Origin of the sequence: Pseudomonas germanica (assembly GCF_019614655.1) — a bacterium.
GTDB lineage: Bacteria > Pseudomonadota > Gammaproteobacteria > Pseudomonadales > Pseudomonadaceae > Aquipseudomonas > Aquipseudomonas neuropathica.
In genome coordinates this window covers 5,012,016-5,032,000 of record NZ_CP071586.1, presented here as the reverse complement: position 1 = coordinate 5,032,000, position 19,985 = coordinate 5,012,016, and the positions used below count along the sequence as shown (strand labels likewise).

The following is a 19,985-nucleotide window of genomic DNA, read 5'->3' as shown; positions in this document are numbered from 1 at the left end:
TTATGGCTGTTCAGCAGAACAAAAAATCCCGCTCTGCCCGTGACATGCGCCGTTCGCACGACGCTCTCGAGGCTAGCACCCTGTCTGTAGAAAAAACCACTGGTGAAGTTCACCTGCGTCACCACGTATCGCCAGAAGGCGTATACCGTGGCCGTAAAGTGATCGACAAGGGCGCTGACGAGTAATCACTTGTCCGCTCAAGTCATCGCGATTGACGCAATGGGCGGGGACTTCGGTCCCCGCAGCATTGTTCAGGCCAGCCTTGCTTGCCTGTCTGCTACGCCCTCGCTGCACCTGACCCTCGTCGGTCAACCCTCCCTTCTTGAAGAATTGATCCACGGCCAATCGGCTGCCGATCGCGCGCGCCTGACGATTGTTGCGGCCAGCGAAGTCATCACCATGGACGAAAAACCGACCCAGGCCTTGCGTGGCAAGCCGGACTCGTCGATGCGTGTCGCCCTTGAGCTGGTGCGTGACGGCAAGGCTCAGGCCTGTGTCAGCGCCGGCAATACCGGTGCGTTGATGGCGCTGTCACGATTCGTGCTGAAGACGCTGCCCGGTATCGATCGGCCGGCAATGGTGGCGGCTATCCCGACGCAGAAGGGTTATTGCCAGTTGCTTGATCTGGGCGCCAACGTCGATTGCAGCGCCGAGCATTTGCTGCAATTTGCGGTAATGGGCTCGGTGGCGGCGCAGACGCTGGGCATCCATCGCCCGCGCGTCGCGCTGCTGAACATCGGCACCGAAGACATTAAGGGCAATCAGCAGGTCAAGCTGGCTGCGACGCTGTTGCAGGCTGCCCGTGGCATCAATTACATCGGCTTTATCGAAGGCGACGGTTTGTATCGCGGCGAGGCGGATGTTGTGGTGTGTGATGGTTTCGTCGGCAACATCCTGCTCAAGTCCAGCGAAGGTCTGGCGACGATGATTGCTGCGCGTATCGAGGCGCTGTTCAAAAAGAATCTGGCCTCTCGTGTCGTGGGGGCGTTGGCGTTGCCGCTGATGAAGCGTTTGCAGGCGGATCTGGCGCCGGCGCGACATAACGGCGCAAGCTTTCTCGGCTTGCAGGGTATCGTGGTGAAAAGCCACGGTTCGGCCGGTGTTCAGGGCTTTCAGAGTGCTATTTCCCGTGCGCTGATCGAGATTCAGGAAAATCTTCCCGAGCGTCTCCATGGTCGTCTGGAGGATTTGTTGTCTTAGGCGTTTTCGTCGGACAATGCTTAAATGTGACCGCCCGGTTCAAAGGGCCATCCAACTGTCAGTTTCTTGCGTCCCCAGTGGGGCGCCATTTTCCGACGACAAGATCATTAGGGGCTTGTTACATGTCTGCTTCCCTCGCATTCGTCTTTCCAGGACAAGGTTCGCAGTCCCTCGGCATGCTGGCCGAGCTGGGCGCGGAATATCCGTTGATCCTCGAAACTTTCAAAGAAGCCTCTGAGGCTCTGGGCTATGACCTGTGGGCGCTGACCCAGCAGGGCCCGGAAGAGCTGCTCAATCAAACCGATAAAACCCAACCGGCCATTCTGACCGCTTCGATCGCTCTGTGGCGTTTGTGGCTGGCGGAAGGTGGTGCGCGTCCGGCCTTTGTTGCCGGTCACAGCCTGGGTGAATACAGCGCGCTGGTTGCTGCCGGCAGCCTGACACTGGCTGATGCGGTGAAGCTCGTCGAGCGTCGCGGTCAGTTGATGCAGGAAGCTGTTCCGGCCGGGCAGGGCGGCATGGCTGCCATCCTCGGTCTGGAAGATGCCGATGTGCTGGCTGCCTGCGCCGAAGCGGCGCAAGGTGAAGTAGTTAGCGCGGTCAACTTCAACTCGCCGGGCCAAGTGGTCATTGCCGGAGCCAAGGCTGCCGTCGAGCGCGCGATCGAAGGCTGCAAGGCGCGTGGCGCCAAGCGTGCCATGCCGCTGCCGGTGAGCGTGCCGTCGCACTGCGAGCTGATGCGTCCGGCCGCTGAGCGCTTCGCCGAATCCATTGCTGCCATCGACTGGCAGGTGCCGCAGATCCCGGTGGTACAGAACGTCAGCGCACAAGTGCCGGCCGATCTGGAAACCCTCAAGCGTGATCTGCTCGAACAATTGTACAAGCCAGTGCGCTGGGTCGAGTCGGTACAGACTCTCGCTGCCAAGGGCGCGACCAATCTGGTCGAATGCGGCCCGGGCAAAGTCCTGGCCGGTCTGAACAAGCGTTGCGCCGAAGGCGTGGCGACATCCAACCTCAATACCCCAGACGCTTTCGCTGCCGCTCGCGCAGCGCAAGCCTGAATCAGGAGAAACTTGCATGAGTCTGCAAGGTAAAGTTGCACTGGTCACCGGTGCAAGCCGCGGCATCGGCCAGGCTATCGCACTGGAGCTGGGTCGTCAGGGCGCCATCGTCATTGGCACCGCGACTTCCGCTTCGGGCGCCGAGCGTATCGCTGCGACCCTGAAGGAAAACGGTATTCAGGGCGCCGGCTTCGAACTCAATGTCACCAGCGATGAATCGGTCAGTGCAGTGCTGGCGGGTATTCAGGAACAGTTCGGTGCGCCGGTGGCAATCCTGGTCAATAATGCCGGCATCACCCGCGATAACCTGATGATGCGCATGAAAGACGACGAGTGGTACGACGTAATCGATACCAACCTGAACAGTCTGTATCGCCTGTCCAAGGGCGTTCTGCGCGGTATGACCAAGGCGCGCTGGGGTCGAATTATCAGTATTGGCTCGGTGGTGGGTGCCATGGGCAACGCAGGCCAAGTAAACTATGCAGCCGCCAAGGCCGGTCTGGAAGGTTTCAGCCGTGCAATGGCGCGTGAAGTCGGTTCGCGTTCGATTACGGTCAACTCGGTAACCCCAGGGTTTATCGACACCGATATGACGCGCGAACTGCCTGAAGCACAGCGTGAAGCCTTGCAGACGCAGATTCCGCTGGGTCGTCTGGGGCAAGCTCAAGAGATCGCGTCTGTGGTCGCTTTTCTTGCATCCGACGGTGCGGCATACGTCACTGGGGCTACAATCCCGGTGAACGGTGGGATGTACATGTAAGTAAAATGTGACGGATTGCTTCAAAAAAATGTCATACGAGCTGTCTAAAATCCGTTATAAAGCTGCAATCTATTTATAGGCAGAGGGCTGCAGGGTTTGAGGAGTGAAGCTTTCAGTTGAAAAACTGAAAAGTCTTTCTATACACTTACCCACTGGCCAGCTGCCTGAATTTGTCCATTAGGAGTGAAAACAAGGTATGAGCACCATCGAAGAGCGCGTCAAGAAAATCGTTGCCGAGCAACTGGGTGTTAAAGAAGAAGAAGTGGTCAACACTGCTTCCTTCGTAGAAGACCTGGGTGCCGACTCCCTTGACACCGTTGAGCTGGTGATGGCTCTGGAAGAGGAATTCGAGACCGAAATCCCTGACGAAGAAGCTGAGAAGATCACTACTGTACAAGCTGCAATCGACTACGTTACTAGCCACCAGGCGTAATAGTTTGTAATCGTTGTTTGCTGTCATGGAAAAACCGCACTGCCATCATGGCGTGCGGTTTTTTCTTTAGGCCTGATGCAAAATCGTCATTTGAAAAAGGAGAGTGCTGTGTCGCGTAGACGCGTCGTAGTCACCGGTATGGGTATGTTGTCGCCACTGGGCACGGATGTGCCGAGCAGTTGGCAGGGCATTCTGGCTGGCCGCAGTGGCATTGGTCTGATCGAACACACCGACCTTTCTGCCTATTCCACCCGCTTTGGCGGCTCGGTAAAGGGCTTCAATGTCGAGGAATACCTGTCGGTCAAGGAAGCGCGCAAGCTCGACCTGTTCATTCAGTACGGTCTCGCTGCCGGCTTTCAGGCTGTACGCAACGCTGGTCTGGAAGTCACCGACGCCAACCGTGAACGCATTGGCGTGGCCATGGGTTCGGGGATCGGCGGTCTGACCAACATCGAAGAAACCAGCCGTACCCTGCATGAGACGGGCCCGCGTCGAATCTCGCCATTCTTCGTACCTGGCTCGATCATCAATATGATTTCCGGTTTCCTGTCCATCCACCTGGGGGCACAGGGACCTAACTACGCCATCGCCACTGCATGTACCACCGGTACGCACTGCATCGGCATGGCGGCACGCAACATCATGTACGACGAAGCTGACGTGATGATTGCCGGCGGTGCCGAAATGGCCGCATGCGGTCTGGGCATGGGTGGCTTCGGCGCGTCCCGTGCGCTGTCGACCCGCAATGACGAACCGACCCGCGCCAGCCGTCCATGGGATAAGGGCCGTGATGGTTTCGTCCTGTCCGACGGTGCCGGTGCACTGGTTCTCGAAGAGCTGGAACACGCCAAGGCGCGCGGCGCGACCATCTATGCTGAACTCATCGGCTTTGGCACCAGTGGCGACGCGTTCCACATGACCTCGCCACCTGCCGACGGCGCCGGTGCAGCACGCTGCATCACCAACGCGCTGCGCGATGCGAAGATCAACGCCGATCAAGTGCAATACATCAACGCTCACGGTACTTCGACTTCGGCCGGCGACCTCGCCGAAGCCAATGCGATCAAGACCGTGTTCGGTGATCACGCCTACAAACTGGCAGTGAGCTCGACCAAATCGATGACCGGTCACCTGTTAGGTGCGGCGGGCGCGGTTGAAGCGATCTTCAGCGTTCTTGCGATCAACAGCCAAGTGGCACCGCCGACCATCAACCTCGATGAGCCGGATGAAGGCTGCGATCTCGATTTCGTGCCGCACACTGCGCGCAACATGGACATCGATGTCGTGCTGTCCAACTCCTTCGGTTTTGGCGGCACCAACGGCACCTTGGCGTTCCGTCGGTTCGCAGGCTGATGGACAGCTGGGTCGACGGTCAACCGGCTGACGCTCTGTCGCTGAAAGATCGCGGCCTGGCTTACGGCGACGGTCTGTTCGAGACCATCGCCGTGCGTGATGGACAGCCGATCCTGCTGGATCGGCACCTGACGCGTCTGGCCGATGGCTGTTCGCGTCTGGCCATCGCCGCCGATATTGAACGGGTTCGCCACGAGCTGCTGAGTTATGCGGCAGCGATGGGCGAGGGTGTACTCAAGCTGATCCTCACCCGTGGCGACGGTCTGCGCGGTTATGCACCTGATCCGGCGGCGCCTGGCCGACGTATTCTGCAAGGCAATCCTCCGGCAGCTTATCCCGCTGTGCATACTGAACAAGGCATTCGCCTGTTTCCGTGCAACACGCGACTCTCCAGACAGCCTTTACTGGCTGGACTCAAACACCTCAATCGACTGGAACAAGTCATCGCCCGTGCCGAATGGCAGGACAGCGAGCACGCCGAAGGCTTGATGCTTGATCAAGCCGGTCGAGTGATCGAAGGGGTGTTCAGTAATGTGTTTCTGGTGCGCGACGGTGTATTGATCACGCCGGATCTGAAACGCTGCGGCGTTGCCGGTGTGATGCGCGCCGAAATATTGTTTCAGGCCGAGTCACTGGCCATTCCCACGCAGATCGCCGACATCAGCCTCGAACAACTGCAATGGGCCGATGAAGTGTTTGTCTGCAACAGCGTGTATGGCGTCTGGCCGGTACGCGCCTACGCTGCACTGAGCTGGCCGGTTGGCCCGCTCACCCGTAAACTGCAAACCATTGCCCGCGCCCTACTGGATGCCTGATTTGTGAGACGTAAACTTTTGCTGCTGCTGGAAACCGGACTGGTTTTGGCAGGGCTGTTGATGGGCGCCAGCGCCTGGAAGATTCACTCCGCACTGGAACAGCCTCTGAACATCACGCAGGAAGAACTGCTGGATGTGCCGAAAGGCTCCACTCCGACCCGTACGTTCCTTTCCCTCGAAACCGATGGCGTCATCAAGGACGCATTCTGGTTGCGAGTCTATTGGCGCTTCAATCTCGCCGGTACACCGATCCATAGCGGCGAATACCGTATGCAGCCGGGCATGACCGTCAACGGTCTGATCGACTTGTGGAAGCGCGGTGAAGTGGTCCAGTACAGCCTGACGCTGGTCGAGGGCTGGAATTTCCATCAAGTGCGCGCGGCGTTGGCCAAAGACGATAAGGTCGAGCAGACCCTCAACGGTTTGAGCGACAGCGACGTCATGGCGAAGATTGGTCATAAAGGGTTGTTCCCGGAGGGCCGTTTCTTCCCGGACACTTACCGCTTTGTGCGCGGCATGTCCGATGCCGAACTGCTGAAGAAAGCCTTTGATCGCCTCGATGAAGTGCTGGCGAAAGAGTGGGAAAGTCGTTCTGCCGATGTGCCGTACAGCGAACCCTATCAAGCGCTGATCATGGCGTCGCTGGTCGAGAAGGAAACCGGTGTGCCGCAGGAACGGGGGCAGATTGCCGGCGTCTTCGTACGTCGAATGGCGCTGGGCATGCAGCTGCAAACCGACCCGACCGTCATCTATGGTCTGGGCGATCGCTACACCGGCAAGCTGACTCGGGCGCATTTGAAAGAGCCGACGCCTTACAACACCTACGTAATTCCCGGCCTGCCGCCGACACCGATTGCGATGGTCGGGCGCGAAGCAATTCATGCGGCGCTGAACCCGGTGGATGGCACCAGCCTGTACTTCGTTGCGCGTGGCGATGGCAGCCATGTGTTCTCCGATGATCTGGATGCGCACAATAATGCGGTGCGTGAGTACCAGCTCAAACGCCGTGCCGATTACCGTTCCAGCCCTGCGCCGGCGACAACGCCTGAAACCGCTCCCGCTCCTGAAGAGGCGATTCCCGCTGCCTCTCCGGATACAGCGCCGGAATCGTTGCCACAAATTGCGCCTCAGGAATCTGCGCCGGCTCCAGAAGCTGCCGCCCCACAAAACACGCAATGACTTTGATTAAGGACTGCCTGTGACTGGCTTGTTTATTACCCTGGAAGGCCCGGAAGGCGCCGGCAAAAGCACTAACCGCGAATACCTTGCCGAGCGCCTGCGCGCCGCCGGTATCGAAGTGGTGCTGACCCGCGAGCCGGGTGGCACGCCATTGGCCGAGCGGATTCGCGACGTGCTGCTGGCGCCGGCCGACGAGGTCATGAACCCGGACGCCGAGTTGTTGCTGGTATTCGCCGCGCGCGCTCAGCACCTGGCTGAAGTGATTCGACCGGCGCTGGCCCGGGGGGCGGTAGTGCTTTGTGATCGTTTCACCGATTCGACTTACGCCTATCAGGGCGGCGGTCGCGGTTTGTCGCTGGAGCGCATCGCCACACTGGAAACTTTCGTGCAGGGCGACCTGCGTCCGGATCTGACGCTGATTTTCGATCTGCCGGTAGAAATCGGCCTGGCCCGCGCCAGTGCCCGTGGCCGTCTGGATCGTTTCGAACTGGAAGGCCGGGCGTTTTTCGAGGCTGTACGCAATGCGTTTCTGAAGCGCGCCGAAGCCGATCCCGCGCGCTATGTGCGCATCGATGCCGGTCAGCCACTGGCCAAGGTTCAACAATCGCTGGATACCCTGATTCCGAATTTGCTGGAGCTGGCCCGTGGCTGAGGCCTATCCATGGCAGGACAGCCTCTGGCAGCAACTGGCCGGGCGTAAACAGCACGCCCACGCCTATCTACTGCATGGCCCGGCCGGCATCGGCAAACGTGCGCTGGCCGAACGCTTGATGGCCAGCCTGTTGTGCCAGCGGCCGACGCCGCAAGCCTGCGGCGAGTGCAAATCCTGCCTGCTGCTCAAGGCCGGCAGTCACCCCGATAATTACATTCTCGAACCGGAAGAAGCCGATAAGGCGATCAAGGTCGATCAGGTCCGCGATCTGGTCAGCTTCGTGGTGCAGACCGCGCAACTGGGCGGGCGCAAAGTGGTGCTGATCGAGCCGGTCGAGTCGATGAACATCAATGCCGCCAACGCCTTGCTCAAGAGCCTTGAAGAGCCTTCCGGCGATACCGTTCTGCTGTTGGTCAGCCACCAGACCAGCCGCTTGCTGCCAACGATCAAGAGCCGTTGCGTGCAGCAGGCCTGTCCGCTGCCGGGCGAGGCGATGAGCCTGCAATGGCTGGCTCAGGCGCTGCCGGACTGCTCCGAAGGCGAACGTGTCGAACTGCTGACGCTGGCCGCCGGCTCGCCGTTGATGGCCGTCAGTCTGCAATCCCAGGGCGTGCGTGAACAACGCGCGCAAGTGGTCGAGGGCGTGAAGAAGTTGCTCAAGCAACAGCAATCGCCGACGCAACTGGCTGAGGAGTGGAAAAGCATTCCGATGCTGCGTCTGTTTGACTGGTTCTGCGATTGGTCGAGCCTGATCCTGCGTTATCAACTGACTCAGGATGAAGCCGGCCTCGGCCTGACCGACATGCGCAAAGTCGTGCAGTACCTGGCGCAGAAAAGTGCGCAAGGCAAAGTCCTCGAGATTCAGGACTGGATTCTCGCCCAGCGGCAGAAGGTCATGAGCAAAGCCAACCTCAATCCGGCCTTGCTGCTGGAAGCGTTGTTGGTGCAATGGGCGGGATTGCCTGGTCAAAGATAAGAATGTGTACCTAGACTCTGAACATCAGCAGTGGAGGTCAACATGAATGAATCCGTCAGCCCCGGGCCGCGCAACGGCATTTTGTCCCTGAACATCAAGGACAAGTCGGTGCTCTACGCCGCTTATATGCCGTTTATCAAGAACGGTGGCTTGTTCATCCCGACCAACAAGAGTTACCGGTTGGGCGATGAGGTGTTCATGCTGCTCAACCTGATGGACGAGGCCGAGAAGATCCCGGTGGCCGGCAAGGTCGCGTGGATCACCCCCAAAGGGGCGCAAGGCAATCGTGCTGCCGGTGTCGGCGTACAGTTCAACGATGGCGACAACACGGCGCGCAGTCGCATCGAAACCCATCTGGCCGGAGCGCTTAAATCCGACCGTCCCACTCATACGATGTAAGTAGCCGTCTTTTTATGCTTGTAGATTCCCATTGTCACCTTGATCGCCTCGACCTCGCCGCCCATGACGGCTCGCTGGATGCTGCACTGGATGCGGCCCGTGAGCGCGGAGTAGGGCACTTCTTGTGCATCGGCGTGAGTGCCGATAACGCCGCCGACGTCAAAGCCCTGGCTGAGCGTTATGACGATGTCGATTGTTCGGTCGGCGTGCATCCGCTCGATGTACAACCCGGTGCGGCGCCAGCGCTGGACTGGCTGTTGCACGAACTCAATCACCCGAAAGTCGTGGCGATCGGTGAGACCGGCCTCGATTATCACTATGAGCCGGAAGCTGCCGAACTGCAGCAGGAGTCATTTCGTCTGCACCTGCAAGCGGCGCAGCAGACCGGCAAACCGGTGATCATCCACACCCGTGGCGCGCGTGCCGATACCCTTGAATTGCTGCGCGAAGCGGCGTTGCCTCAGGCCGGTGTGCTGCATTGCTTCACCGAAGACTGGGACATGGCCAAGGCTGCACTGGACATGGGTTATTACATTTCCCTGTCGGGTATTGTCACGTTCCGCAATGCTGATGCGTTGCGCGACGTCGCGAGCAAGGTCCCGGCGGATCGCTTGCTGGTGGAAACCGATTCACCGTATCTGGCGCCGATCCCTTATCGCGGCAAGCCGAACCTGCCGCAGTACGTGCGCGAAGTGGCGGAATTCCTGGCGATGTTGCGCGGAGAGAACTACGAACATTTTGCTGAGCAGACCACCGAAAACTTCAAGCGTCTGTTCCCGCTGGCCAGTGTTAAATCTGCCCTGTAGGCCTTAGCCAAATCGCAGGCAAAAAAAACCCGGGTTCTGGGGGGTGAATCCGGGTTAAGACCATTAGGAGTAAAACAAAGGCACGCGGTCCCTTGGTACCTTTACCGGCACGACACTTGGGGGAGATGTCGCCCGACAGTTCAAGTATTGATCAGTCTGGCGTGCAGTCCAGTTAGCCGGTCGGGGTTTTTAAACAAATTTGGAATACGTTCGCTTCAGTTGAGTTCTCATTGCGCCCAAAACGTTCTCAAAATGAACATGAAACACAGATATGGTCGGATGATCCGTGCATTTTTGCGCAAGTTAGGCATAATACGCGGCTTCGAATTTTGACCCTTCAGACCTTTTCTTATGCACAAAGAACCTCGTAAGGTCCGTGAGTTTCGTCGCCGCGAGCAAGAAATTCTCGATACCGCGCTCAAGCTGTTCCTCGACCAAGGTGAAGACAGTGTCACCGTCGAGATGATTGCTGATGCCGTGGGTATCGGCAAAGGCACGATCTACAAGCACTTCAAATCCAAGGCCGAGATCTATCTGCGCCTCATGCTTGATTACGAGCGCGATTTGAACGAGCTGCTGCATTCGGCCGATGTCGACAAGGACAAGGAAGCGCTGTCCCGCGCCTACTTCGAATTCCGCATGCGCGACCCGCAGCGTTATCGCCTGTTCGACCGTCTCGAAGAGAAGGTCGTCAAAGGCAATCAGGTGCCGGAAATGGTCGAGGAGTTGCACAAGATCCGTGCCTCGAACTTCGAACGCCTGACCTTGCTGATCAAGGGCCGTATCAGCGAAGGCAAGCTCGAAGACGTGCCGCCATACTTCCACTACTGCGCCTCCTGGGCGCTGGTGCACGGCGCTGTTGCGCTGTATCACTCGCCGTTCTGGAGCAATGTGCTGGAAGATCAGGAAGGTTTCTTCCAGTTCCTGATGGACATTGGCGTGCGCATGGGCAACAAACGCAAGCGTGACCCGGAAACGCCAAGCAGCTGAGCCATTCAGCCGCCTTATTGCGCCATGATTTCGCTACATGACGCAGTAACGCAGGAATATACTCAGGCATAGGGCTTGCTAAAACTTGATTTGTGAGTCAAGTTTTAGCGGCTCGATTTTCTATCGCCGGAGTGATCATGATCGTTGACCGTCAAGGCAGGCGTTTTCGCAATTTGCGGATCAGTCTGACTTCAGCCTGCAATTACGCGTGTACCTACTGCGTGCCGAACGGCAAGCGGCTGGTGGCTGCGCAGGATGAACTGTCGGCCGAAGCCATGGCGCGTGGCGTGGCGTATCTGATCGAAGCCGCCGGCATCGAGCGGCTGCGAATTACCGGTGGCGAGCCGCTGGTCAGCCCCAAACTCGAATCGTTCATGACCGCCGTCGGCAAGATGGGCCTGGAAGACATCAGCCTGACCACCAACGGTCAACTCCTCGCAAAAAAACTGCCACTGCTGGTGGATGCCGGTCTGCGCCGGATCAACGTGTCCCTCGATACCCTCGACGCCGCTGCTTTCCGCAGCATCGCCCGTGGCGGCGATCTGGCCACGGTGCTCGACGGCATGGATCAAGCGGCAGCGGCGGGGATGAAGATCAAGGTCAACATGGTGCCATTGCGCGGGCAGAACCTCGACCAGGTGATGCCGCTGCTGGATTACTGCCTGGAGCGCGGATACGAACTGCGCTTTATCGAGCTGATGCGCATGGGCCATCTGGCCAAGGACTCCAATGCGTTCCTGCAACAGTTCGTCAGCCTGCAGCAATTGCTGCAGCTGATTGGCGAACGTTACGAGTACGCGCAAACCGACGCGCCAGTTGACGCTACGGCGGTGCGCTATGCGATTCCTGGCCTGGGCAACTTTGGCGTGATCGCCAACGAAAGCGTGCCGTTCTGCCGGACCTGCTCGCGCTTGCGCCTGTCGTCGACTGGTTGGCTGCATGGCTGCCTGTCGTCGAGCAACCGTCACTATGTCGGCGATTTGCTCGACAAGCCGCGTCATCAGGCGCTGCCGGCGCTCCAGCGTTTGCTGGTCAAGGCGTTGGGCGACAAGCAGGAAGTGGCGTTCTCTGGCGGCGCGACAGTGATGAAAATTATCGGCGGCTGATCAACCGCTTTCGCGAGCAGGCTCGCTCCCACCTTGGAATGCATTCCACTGGTGGGAGCGAGCCTGCTCGCGAATACGATCTAACAATCAACGAAGAACCAGAGCTGGCGCAAAAGCTGCATCCAACGGCCATTCGCCGGTTTTCCGTCACCGGCCTCTGGAGGAATAGGATGCGTAGCCTGGTTTTGCTGCTGGCCGTTTTGGCGCTTGGCGGCTGTATGACTGTCAGCGATATGGCCGAAGGCACTCGCTACCAGATGAGCGACGCGGGCTTGCTGGATCACAGCGACAGCCGTCGCGTGAATAATTTCCGCATTCAGCCGGACTCGTTCATCTACATCGCCCAAGGCGCGTTCGCACCGCCGGGCGGTTCCTACCCGCGCCCGAACGTGGTGGCCGAAGAAGCCTTCAAAGGCTTCGTCGAGTACTTCCCGATGGTCCGCCGTGCTCGCGCGCCGGAAGGCCTCGATCAGGCGATGGGTGAAGCTCGTGATGCCGGTGCGCACTATCTGCTGTACACGCGTTTCGCCAAGGCTGACGACCGCATCGGCAACTCCGATGAGTGGCTCGATGAAGAAGCGGTGGATCGTCTCGGCATCGACGGCGGCGTGATTCAGATCATGTTGATCGAGACCAGCACCCAGTATTTGATTGATACTGCACGGATCAAGAGTCGTGGCGGTTTACTGACGTTCCACGACAGCAAGCCCGAAGACCTGATCGGCCCGCCACTTGCCCAGTACGCGCGCAGCCTGTTGGGAGTCGGCGACCAATAATTCAAGGAGAACACCATGAGTGGCCCGCAAAAAGCCAATGACCTGTTGGGACAGATCCCGAAAACCAAAGGCTTGCCGCCGGTGCACTTGTGGAATCCGGACTTCTGCGGCGACATCGATATGCGCATCGCCCGCGACGGCACCTGGTATTACCTGGGCACGCCGATCGGGCGCAAGCCGATGGTCAAATTGTTCTCCACGATCATGCGCCGCGACGGCGATGATTACTTCCTGATTACCCCGGTCGAGAAGGTCGGGATCAAGGTCGACGACGCGCCGTTTGTGGCGATTGCGGTCGAGGTTGAAGGCGAAGGGGAGGCGCAGCTGTTGCGCTTTACCACCAACGTTGATGAAACCGCTGAGGCCGGGCCGGAGCATCCGATCCGCGTCGAGATTGATCCCACGACCCAAGAGCCGGCGCCTTACGTGCATGTGCGTACCAATCTTGAAGCGCTGATTCATCGCAATGTGTTCTATCAACTGGTGGAACTGGCGGTGAGCCGTGAAATCGACGGGCAGCGTTGGCTCGGTGTATGGAGCGGCGGAGAGTTCTTCCGCATCGGCCTCGAACCTTAAAAGATTGCAGCCTTCGGCAGCTCCTACATGGCTTACACCTGTAGGAGCTGCCGAAGGCTGCGATCTTTTTTGTCGTTGACAGCTAATCGTATGATGATTAGCTTGATCACCCATCGCGACCCGCTTTGAGGTGTTCATGTCCAGCAGCTTTCACGCATCCACGGTCGACTGGCTGGGCAGCTGGATCGCCGCTGGCCAGGTCAAGCCGGGGCAGACCATTAAGGTCGAGGCCGATCTGGGTGAACAGCTCGGCGTCAGTCGCACGGTTATTCGCGAAGCAATCAAAACCCTCGTCGCCAAAGGCATGCTCGAAGTCGGGCCGAAAGTCGGCACCCGCGTGCTGCCGGTGCGGCGCTGGAACCTGTTCGATCCGCAAGTGGTCGGTTGGCTGTCGCGCAACGGCCTGCCGGAAAATTTTGTCGATGACTTGCTTGACCTGCGCCGCACCATCGAACCGATGGCCGTGCGCTGGGCATGTGAGCGGGCGACGCTGGACCAGATCGAAGCGGTGCAACTGGCTTACAACGCCCTCGAGCGCGCGGTCGACAGCGGCACCGATTACAACCGCGCCGACCAGTTCTTCCACGAATGCATCCTCGCGGCCAGCCACAATCAATTCATTGAACAAATGGTCCCGGCGCTCGGTGCGTTGCTGGCGGTATCGTTCGAAGTCTCCGCCGCTGATCCCGATGAACTACGCCGTACGCTGCCGATTCACAAAGGCATGGCGGATGCCATTGCCGCCCGCGATTCAGCGCGCGGCGTGTGGGCGTGCATGACCCTGATCGACAACGCCGACCTGGCGATCAAACGCTTCTACCCGAAAGTCATGGCCGACAAAAAAGCCGGCTAACACCCAGATCCCCTGTAGGAGTGAGCCTGCTCGCGATAGCGGTATATCAGCCGCATTGAAGTCAACTGACACTACGCCATCGCGAGCAGGCTCACTCCTACAGAAAATCACAAGAACAATGGAGACCGTTATATGCCGTGGACCGCCCTGACCCAACACCGCGCCCGACTCGGTGAAGGCCCGTTCTGGGACGCGCCGACCCAGGCGTTGTACTGGGTCGACATTGCCGGCAAACAGGCCCTGCGTCTGATCGGCCAGAACGTGCAGATCTGGCAGATGCCCGAACACGTTTCCGCCTTCATCCCCTGCGCCAGCGGCGATGCACTGGTGACCCTGAGCAGCGGCGTCTATCGCCTCGACCTAGATTCCCCGGGCCTCGAACCACGCCTGACGCTGTTCTGCGTCGCCGACCCGCAACCGGGCAATCGCCCCAACGAAGCGCGTTGCGATGCTCAGGGGCGACTGTGGCTCGGCACCATGCAAAACAACATCGGTGAGCAGGGCGAAGATCTGCCGATCACCCAGCGCTCCGGTGGCCTTTTCCGCATTGATCCGGATAAACGTGTCACGCCATTGCTGCGCGGCCTGGGCATTCCCAACACGCTGCTGTGGAGCGACGACGGCACCACTGTCCTGTTCGGTGACAGTCTCGATGACACGCTGTATCGCTATTTTATTCACGCCGACGGCAACCTTGATGTGGCCACTCCCTGGTACGGCCCTGATCAGAACGGTGGCCCGGACGGTTCAGCAATGGATGCCGAAGGCTATGTATGGAATGCCCGCTGGGACGGTAGCTGCCTGCTGCGCCTGACGCCTGACGGCAAGGTCGACCGCAGGATCGATCTGCCTGTCAGCCGCCCGACCAGTTGTGTATTCGGCGGTGAAGACCTGAAAACCCTGTTCATCACCAGCGCCCAGAGCCCGAACAACCATCCATTGGATGGCGCAGTGCTGTCGATACGCGTGGATGTTGCAGGAAAACTCTGTACGCGGTTTGCTGGTTAAATCCCAAAATATGGGATGCAAAATTATATATTGAGATTATTCGGCAGTCGGGTTTATAGTCGGCTCCAGCAGTAACACGCACTCACACTTAAAAAAACAAAACAGGTGAAGTGATGCAGCGAATGTCTATCGCACTCCCGTGTGGAGTCCGCGTCTCGCAACGGCCCCAAGCTGTCGCCTGCGCTTGCCTGTTTCGTTCCAACCGCCTTCCAGACCGGACATCGGCAGATGCCCGGTTTTTTTGTGCTTGCGAAACAGGAGTCCTGATCCATGGCTGAACCTCTTTCCCTGCCGCCGGTGCCTGCGCCGCCGAGGGGCGAGCGTCTGAAAAACAAGGTCGTGCTGCTGACCGGCGCCGCCCAAGGCATCGGCGAAGCCATTGTTGCGGCGTTCGCCTCGCAGCAAGCGAAACTGGTGATCAGTGATATTCAGGCGGAAAAAGTCGAAACGGTTGCCGTGCACTGGCGTGAGCAAGGTTACGACGTGCAAGCGCTGAAGGCGGATGTCTCGCATCAGCCCGACCTGCATGCCATGGCCAAACGCGCCGTTGAGCTGCACGGGCGCATCGATGTGCTGGTCAACTGCGCCGGGGTCAACGTGTTCTGTGATCCGCTGGTCATGACCGAAGAAGATTGGCGTCGCTGCTTCGCTATTGATCTGGACGGCGCCTGGTTCGGCTGCAAAGCGGTGCTGCCACAGATGATCGAGCAGGGCGTCGGCAGCATCATCAACATTGCTTCGACCCATTCCAGCCACATCATTCCCGGCTGCTTTCCGTACCCGGTGGCCAAACACGGTTTGCTCGGCCTGACCCGCGCGCTCGGCATTGAGTATGCCGCTAAGGGCATCCGCGTCAACGCCATCGCCCCGGGCTATATCGAGACGCAGTTGAACGTCGACTACTGGAACGGATTCGCCGACCCGCACGCCGAGCGTCAGCGCGCCTTCGATCTGCACCCGCCGAAGCGCATCGGTCAGCCGCTTGAAGTGGCGATGACCGCGGTGTTTCTGGCCAGTGATGAAGCGCCGTTCATCAATGCTGCATGCATCACCATCGATGGTGGGCGCTCGGTGATGTACCACGACTGAGCACAGTGGCTTTCACGCGGATAAATCCGTGTGAAATCCAATCATCATACGATATGACTATTGTCAGAAGATTTTGCAGGAACACGCTTTAACGCTTTTCAAACATTGCTCAAAAAAAATAACAAGGAGTCAGCTTATGAAACGTCGTTTCGGGATTCGTACCCTGTGCAGTACCGCCCTGGCGGTCACCGCGTTCAGCCTGAGCAGTGCGCTGCTCGCTGCCGACACCGTGAAAATCGGTTTTCTGGTCAAGCAGGCGGAAGAACCGTGGTTCCAGACCGAGTGGGCCTTCGCCGAGAAAGCCGCCAAGGACAAGGGCTTTGAACTGATCAAGATTGCCGTGCCGGACGGGGAGAAAACCCTCTCGGCGATCGACAGTCTTGCTGCCAACGGTGCCAAGGGCTTTGTGATTTGCCCGCCGGACGTCTCGCTCGGCCCGGCAATCATGGCCAAAGCCAAACTCAACGACCTGAAAGTGATTGCCGTCGATGACCGTTTCGTCGACGCCAACGGCAAGTTCATGGAAGACGTGCCGTACCTCGGCATGGCCGCGTTTGAAGTTGGCCAGAAACAGGGCAACGCCATGGTCGCCGAAGCGAAAAAGCGTAGCTGGGACTGGAAAGACACTTACGCGGTGGTCAACACCTACAACGAACTCGATACCGGCAAGAAGCGCACCGACGGTTCGGTGAAATCCCTTGAAGACGCCGGTATGCCGAAAGACCACATTCTGTTCGCTGCGCTGAAAACCCTCGACGTACCGGGCAGCATGGACGCCACCAACTCGGCGCTGGTGAAACTGCCGAGCGGCGCAAAAAACCTGATCATCGGCGGTATGAACGACAACACCGTGCTCGGCGGCGTGCGCGCCACCGAAGCCGCCGGGTTTGCTGCGGCCAACGTGATCGGCATCGGCATCAACGGCACCGACGCCATCGGCGAACTGAAAAAGCCTAATAGCGGTTTCTTCGGCTCGATGCTGCCAAGCCCGCACATCGAAGGCTACAAAACCGCAGAGATGATGTACGAGTGGGTCACCACCGGCAAAGAACCGCCGAAGTACACCGCGATGGACGACGTCACCCTGATCACCCGCGAGAACTTCAAGCAAGAGCTGGAAAAAATCGGCCTGTGGAACTGATGCCGCGACGGCCCGGGCAGCCGGGCCGTTTTTCGGTGTGAAGAGGTGGCTTTATGCACGCGCAAGTACAAACACAAGAACAACACGGCGCCAGCGGCAGCCTGCGCTTCAACGGGATCGGCAAAACCTTTCCCGGGGTGAAAGCGCTGGACGCTATCAGCTTTGTCGCCCATCCCGGCCAGGTTCACGCCTTGATGGGCGAGAACGGCGCCGGCAAATCGACCCTGCTGAAAATCCTCGGCGGTGCTTACATCCCGAGCAGCGGCGAGTTGCAGATCGGCGAGCAGACCATGGCGTTCAAGTCGACCGCTGACAGCATCGGCAGCGGCGTCGCGGTGATTCACCAGGAGCTGCATCTGGTGCCGGAAATGACCGTCGCCGAAAACCTGTTCCTCGGCCATCTGCCGGCCAGTTTCGGTTTGATCAATCGCGGTGCTTTACGCCAGCAAGCGTTGAACTGCCTCAAAGGCCTGGCCGACGAAATCGATCCGCAAACCAAGGTCGGGCGCTTGTCCCTCGGCCAGCGGCAATTGGTGGAAATCGCCAAGGCGCTGTCGCGCGGCGCCCACGTCATCGCTTTCGACGAACCGACCAGCAGCCTTTCGGCCCGTGAGATCGACCGCTTGATGGCGATCATCGGACGCCTGCGTGACGAGGGCAAAGTCGTGCTCTACGTTTCCCACCGCATGGAAGAAGTGTTCCGCATCTGTGACGCCGTGACGGTGTTCAAGGACGGTCGCTACGTGCGCACCTTCGACGACATGAGCCAGTTGAGCCACGATCAGTTGGTGACCTGCATGGTCGGCCGCGACATTCAGGACATTTACGATTATCGCCATCGACCACGCGGTGCCGTCGCGCTGAAGGTTGATGGTTTGCTCGGCCCGGGTCTGCGCGAGCCGATCAGTTTCGAAGCGCACAAAGGTGAAATTCTTGGCCTGTTCGGATTGGTCGGGGCAGGGCGCACCGAGCTGTTTCGCTTGCTCAGCGGGCTGGAACGCAACACCGCCGGACGCCTCGAATTGCGCGGTCACGAACTGAAACTGCGCTCACCGCGCGACGCGATTGCTGCGGGCATTCTGCTCTGCCCGGAAGATCGCAAGAAGGAAGGCATCATCCCGCTGGCCAGCGTCGCCGAAAACATCAACATCAGCGCACGCGGCGCCCATTCGGGCCTCGGTTGCCTGATTCGCGGTCTGTGGGAAAAGGGCAACGCCGACAAACAGATCAAAGCCCTGAAAGTGAAAACCCCGCACGCCGGTCAGCAGATCAAATTCCTTTCCGGTGGCAATCAGCAGAAGGCCATTCTCGGTCGCTGGCTGTCGATGCCGATGAAAGTCCTGCTGCTCGACGAACCGACGCGCGGCATCGACATCGGTGCCAAAGCCGAGATTTACCAGATCATCCATAACCTCGCCGCCGACGGCATTTCGGTGATCGTGGTGTCCAGCGACCTGATGGAAGTGATGGGTATTTCCGACCGCATTCTGGTGCTCTGCGAAGGCGCCCTGCGCGGCGAAATCGGCCGCGATCAGGCCAATGAATCCAACCTGCTGCAACTGGCTTTGCCGCGCCACCGCGCTGACGGCGTGGCGAACTGAGAGGTGACTATGATGACAACCCAAAACGAAACCCTGCCCAAAGAGCGCAAACCTCTGGACATGCGCCGCTTCCTCGACGACTGGGTCATGCTGCTGGCGGCCGTGGGCATTTTTGTCGCCTGCACCTTGCTGATCGACAACTTCCTTTCGCCGCTGAACATGCGCGGATTGGGCTTGGCGATTTCCACCACCGGGATCGCCGCGTGCACGATGTTGTACTGCCTGGCGTCGGGGCATTTCGACTTGTCGGTCGGCTCGGTGATTGCCTGCGCCGGGGTAGTTGCGGCGGTGGTGATGCGCGACACCAATAGCGTGTTTCTCGGTGTCAGCGCGGCGCTGGTGATGGGCCTGATTGTCGGGTTGATCAACGGCATCGTGATTGCCAAGTTGCGCGTCAACGCCTTGATCACGACGTTGGCGACCATGCAGATTGTTCGCGGTCTGGCTTACATTTTTGCCAACGGCAAAGCGGTGGGCGTGTCGCAGGAATCATTCTTCGTCTTCGGTAACGGCCAGCTGTTTGGCGTGCCGGTGCCGATTCTGATCACCATTGTTTGCTTCCTGTTTTTTGGTTGGCTGTTGAATTACACCACCTACGGGCGCAACACCATGGCCATTGGTGGCAATCAGGAAGCGGCGTTGCTCGCGGGTGTGAACGTTGATCGGACCAAGATCATTATCTTTGCCGTGCACGGTGTGATCGGTGCGCTGGCCGGGGTGATTCTGGCGTCGCGAATGACCTCTGGGCAGCCGATGATAGGTCAGGGGTTTGAACTGACGGTGATCTCGGCTTGCGTGTTGGGCGGGGTGTCGTTGAGCGGTGGGATCGGCATGATTCGGCATGTGATTGCCGGGGTGTTGATTTTGGCGATCATTGAGAATGCGATGAACCTGAAGAACATTGATACCTTCTACCAATATGTTATCCGTGGTTCGATCCTGCTGTTGGCCGTCGTCATCGACCGTCTGAAACAACGCTAAAAATCAAGAGCCCCTCATCGGAACGCCGCCCGCCCAGCCCTCTCCCGGAGGGAGAGGGGGCCGACCGGGGTGCTTTGCGTCCTGCATCGACCTGAAAGACCTAGTCGATTATGGATTCGGCAAAGTACTTTCAGGTCGATTGTGGATTCGGCGAAGCACTTTCAGGTCGGCGTACTTCTTGAGCATCCCCCATTCAGTCCCCTCTCCCTTCGGGAGAGGGCTAGGGTGAG

The 19,985-nt window shown here is 59.0% G+C and carries 22 protein-coding genes; all 22 read left to right on the top strand.

The genetic code is table 11. From position 1 onward, the window contains the following. Positions 1–2 precede the first annotated feature (2 nt). The 22 genes from rpmF to araH all read left to right on the top strand — a co-directional run bounded on the left by rpmF (position 3) and on the right by araH (position 19,755). On the top strand, positions 3–185 hold the full coding sequence (rpmF, locus tag J0G10_RS22225) for a 50S ribosomal protein L32 (RefSeq protein ID WP_003179396.1): 183 nt from the start codon (positions 3–5) through the stop codon (positions 183–185). 4 nt (positions 186–189) lie between these two features. Beyond that, positions 190–1,200, top strand: a complete 1,011-nt coding sequence (gene plsX / locus J0G10_RS22220; RefSeq protein ID WP_095125201.1) for a phosphate acyltransferase PlsX — start codon at positions 190–192, stop codon at positions 1,198–1,200. A 122-nt stretch (positions 1,201–1,322) separates the two neighbouring features. Further along, positions 1,323–2,261 carry an ACP S-malonyltransferase gene (fabD, locus tag J0G10_RS22215; RefSeq protein WP_095048612.1) on the top strand — a complete coding sequence of 313 codons (939 nt, stop codon included), beginning with the start codon at positions 1,323–1,325 and terminating at the stop codon, positions 2,259–2,261. A 16-nt stretch (positions 2,262–2,277) separates the two neighbouring features. Next, positions 2,278–3,021, top strand: coding sequence for a 3-oxoacyl-ACP reductase FabG (gene fabG / locus J0G10_RS22210; protein WP_034155354.1), 744 nt, complete (start codon positions 2,278–2,280; stop codon positions 3,019–3,021). A gap of 196 nt (positions 3,022–3,217) precedes the next feature. Continuing rightward, positions 3,218–3,454, top strand: a complete 237-nt coding sequence (gene acpP, locus J0G10_RS22205) for an acyl carrier protein (protein WP_003175607.1) — start codon at positions 3,218–3,220, stop codon at positions 3,452–3,454. Between the two features lie 108 nt (positions 3,455–3,562). Then, positions 3,563–4,807, top strand: coding sequence for a beta-ketoacyl-ACP synthase II (gene fabF / locus J0G10_RS22200; RefSeq protein ID WP_093435430.1), 1,245 nt, complete (start codon positions 3,563–3,565; stop codon positions 4,805–4,807). Continuing rightward, a complete protein-coding gene (gene pabC / locus J0G10_RS22195; protein ID WP_095048611.1) occupies positions 4,807–5,622 on the top strand; it encodes an aminodeoxychorismate lyase in 816 nt (271 codons plus the stop codon). Before fabF ends, pabC begins: the two co-directional genes overlap by 1 nt. A gap of 3 nt (positions 5,623–5,625) precedes the next feature. Beyond that, positions 5,626–6,801, top strand: coding sequence for an endolytic transglycosylase MltG (gene mltG / locus J0G10_RS22190; protein ID WP_095048610.1), 1,176 nt, complete (start codon positions 5,626–5,628; stop codon positions 6,799–6,801). Between the two features lie 19 nt (positions 6,802–6,820). Next, the gene (gene tmk / locus J0G10_RS22185; RefSeq protein WP_095048609.1) at positions 6,821–7,453 is read left to right on the top strand and encodes a dTMP kinase; all 633 of its coding nucleotides are present in this window, start codon (positions 6,821–6,823) and stop codon (positions 7,451–7,453) included. Next, positions 7,446–8,429 carry a DNA polymerase III subunit delta' gene (locus J0G10_RS22180; RefSeq protein ID WP_220556708.1) on the top strand — a complete coding sequence of 328 codons (984 nt, stop codon included), beginning with the start codon at positions 7,446–7,448 and terminating at the stop codon, positions 8,427–8,429. Before tmk ends, J0G10_RS22180 begins: the two co-directional genes overlap by 8 nt. 42 nt (positions 8,430–8,471) lie before the next feature. After that, a complete protein-coding gene (locus J0G10_RS22175; RefSeq protein WP_093435417.1) occupies positions 8,472–8,828 on the top strand; it encodes a PilZ domain-containing protein in 357 nt (118 codons plus the stop codon). Positions 8,829–8,842: 14 nt separating this feature from the next. Then, positions 8,843–9,634, top strand: coding sequence for a TatD family hydrolase (locus J0G10_RS22170; protein ID WP_095048607.1), 792 nt, complete (start codon positions 8,843–8,845; stop codon positions 9,632–9,634). 351 nt (positions 9,635–9,985) lie between these two features. Then, positions 9,986–10,624, top strand: a complete 639-nt coding sequence (locus J0G10_RS22165; RefSeq protein ID WP_007908276.1) for a TetR/AcrR family transcriptional regulator — start codon at positions 9,986–9,988, stop codon at positions 10,622–10,624. Between the two features lie 137 nt (positions 10,625–10,761). Then, complete coding sequence (locus J0G10_RS22160) at positions 10,762–11,730, top strand: GTP 3',8-cyclase MoaA (RefSeq protein WP_220556707.1); 969 nt, start codon at positions 10,762–10,764, stop codon at positions 11,728–11,730. Between the two features lie 170 nt (positions 11,731–11,900). After that, positions 11,901–12,506, top strand: coding sequence for a DUF4823 domain-containing protein (locus tag J0G10_RS22155; RefSeq protein WP_007908280.1), 606 nt, complete (start codon positions 11,901–11,903; stop codon positions 12,504–12,506). A gap of 15 nt (positions 12,507–12,521) precedes the next feature. Beyond that, positions 12,522–13,082 (top strand): DUF1285 domain-containing protein, encoded by a 561-nt coding sequence (locus J0G10_RS22150; RefSeq protein ID WP_053122580.1) that lies wholly within the window; start codon positions 12,522–12,524, stop codon positions 13,080–13,082. Positions 13,083–13,218: 136 nt separating this feature from the next. Then, on the top strand, positions 13,219–13,935 hold the full coding sequence (locus tag J0G10_RS22145) for a FadR/GntR family transcriptional regulator (RefSeq protein ID WP_220556706.1): 717 nt from the start codon (positions 13,219–13,221) through the stop codon (positions 13,933–13,935). A 132-nt stretch (positions 13,936–14,067) separates the two neighbouring features. Next, complete coding sequence (locus J0G10_RS22140) at positions 14,068–14,943, top strand: SMP-30/gluconolactonase/LRE family protein (protein WP_220556705.1); 876 nt, start codon at positions 14,068–14,070, stop codon at positions 14,941–14,943. Positions 14,944–15,213: 270 nt separating this feature from the next. Continuing rightward, positions 15,214–16,032 (top strand): SDR family oxidoreductase, encoded by an 819-nt coding sequence (locus J0G10_RS22135; RefSeq protein ID WP_095048603.1) that lies wholly within the window; start codon positions 15,214–15,216, stop codon positions 16,030–16,032. A 136-nt stretch (positions 16,033–16,168) separates the two neighbouring features. Continuing rightward, complete coding sequence (locus J0G10_RS22130) at positions 16,169–17,173, top strand: substrate-binding domain-containing protein (RefSeq protein ID WP_220556704.1); 1,005 nt, start codon at positions 16,169–16,171, stop codon at positions 17,171–17,173. A gap of 53 nt (positions 17,174–17,226) precedes the next feature. Next, on the top strand, positions 17,227–18,774 hold the full coding sequence (gene araG, locus J0G10_RS22125; RefSeq protein ID WP_095048601.1) for an L-arabinose ABC transporter ATP-binding protein AraG: 1,548 nt from the start codon (positions 17,227–17,229) through the stop codon (positions 18,772–18,774). A gap of 12 nt (positions 18,775–18,786) precedes the next feature. Further along, positions 18,787–19,755, top strand: a complete 969-nt coding sequence (gene araH / locus J0G10_RS22120; protein ID WP_026000669.1) for an L-arabinose ABC transporter permease AraH — start codon at positions 18,787–18,789, stop codon at positions 19,753–19,755. Positions 19,756–19,985: the final 230 nt, after the last annotated feature.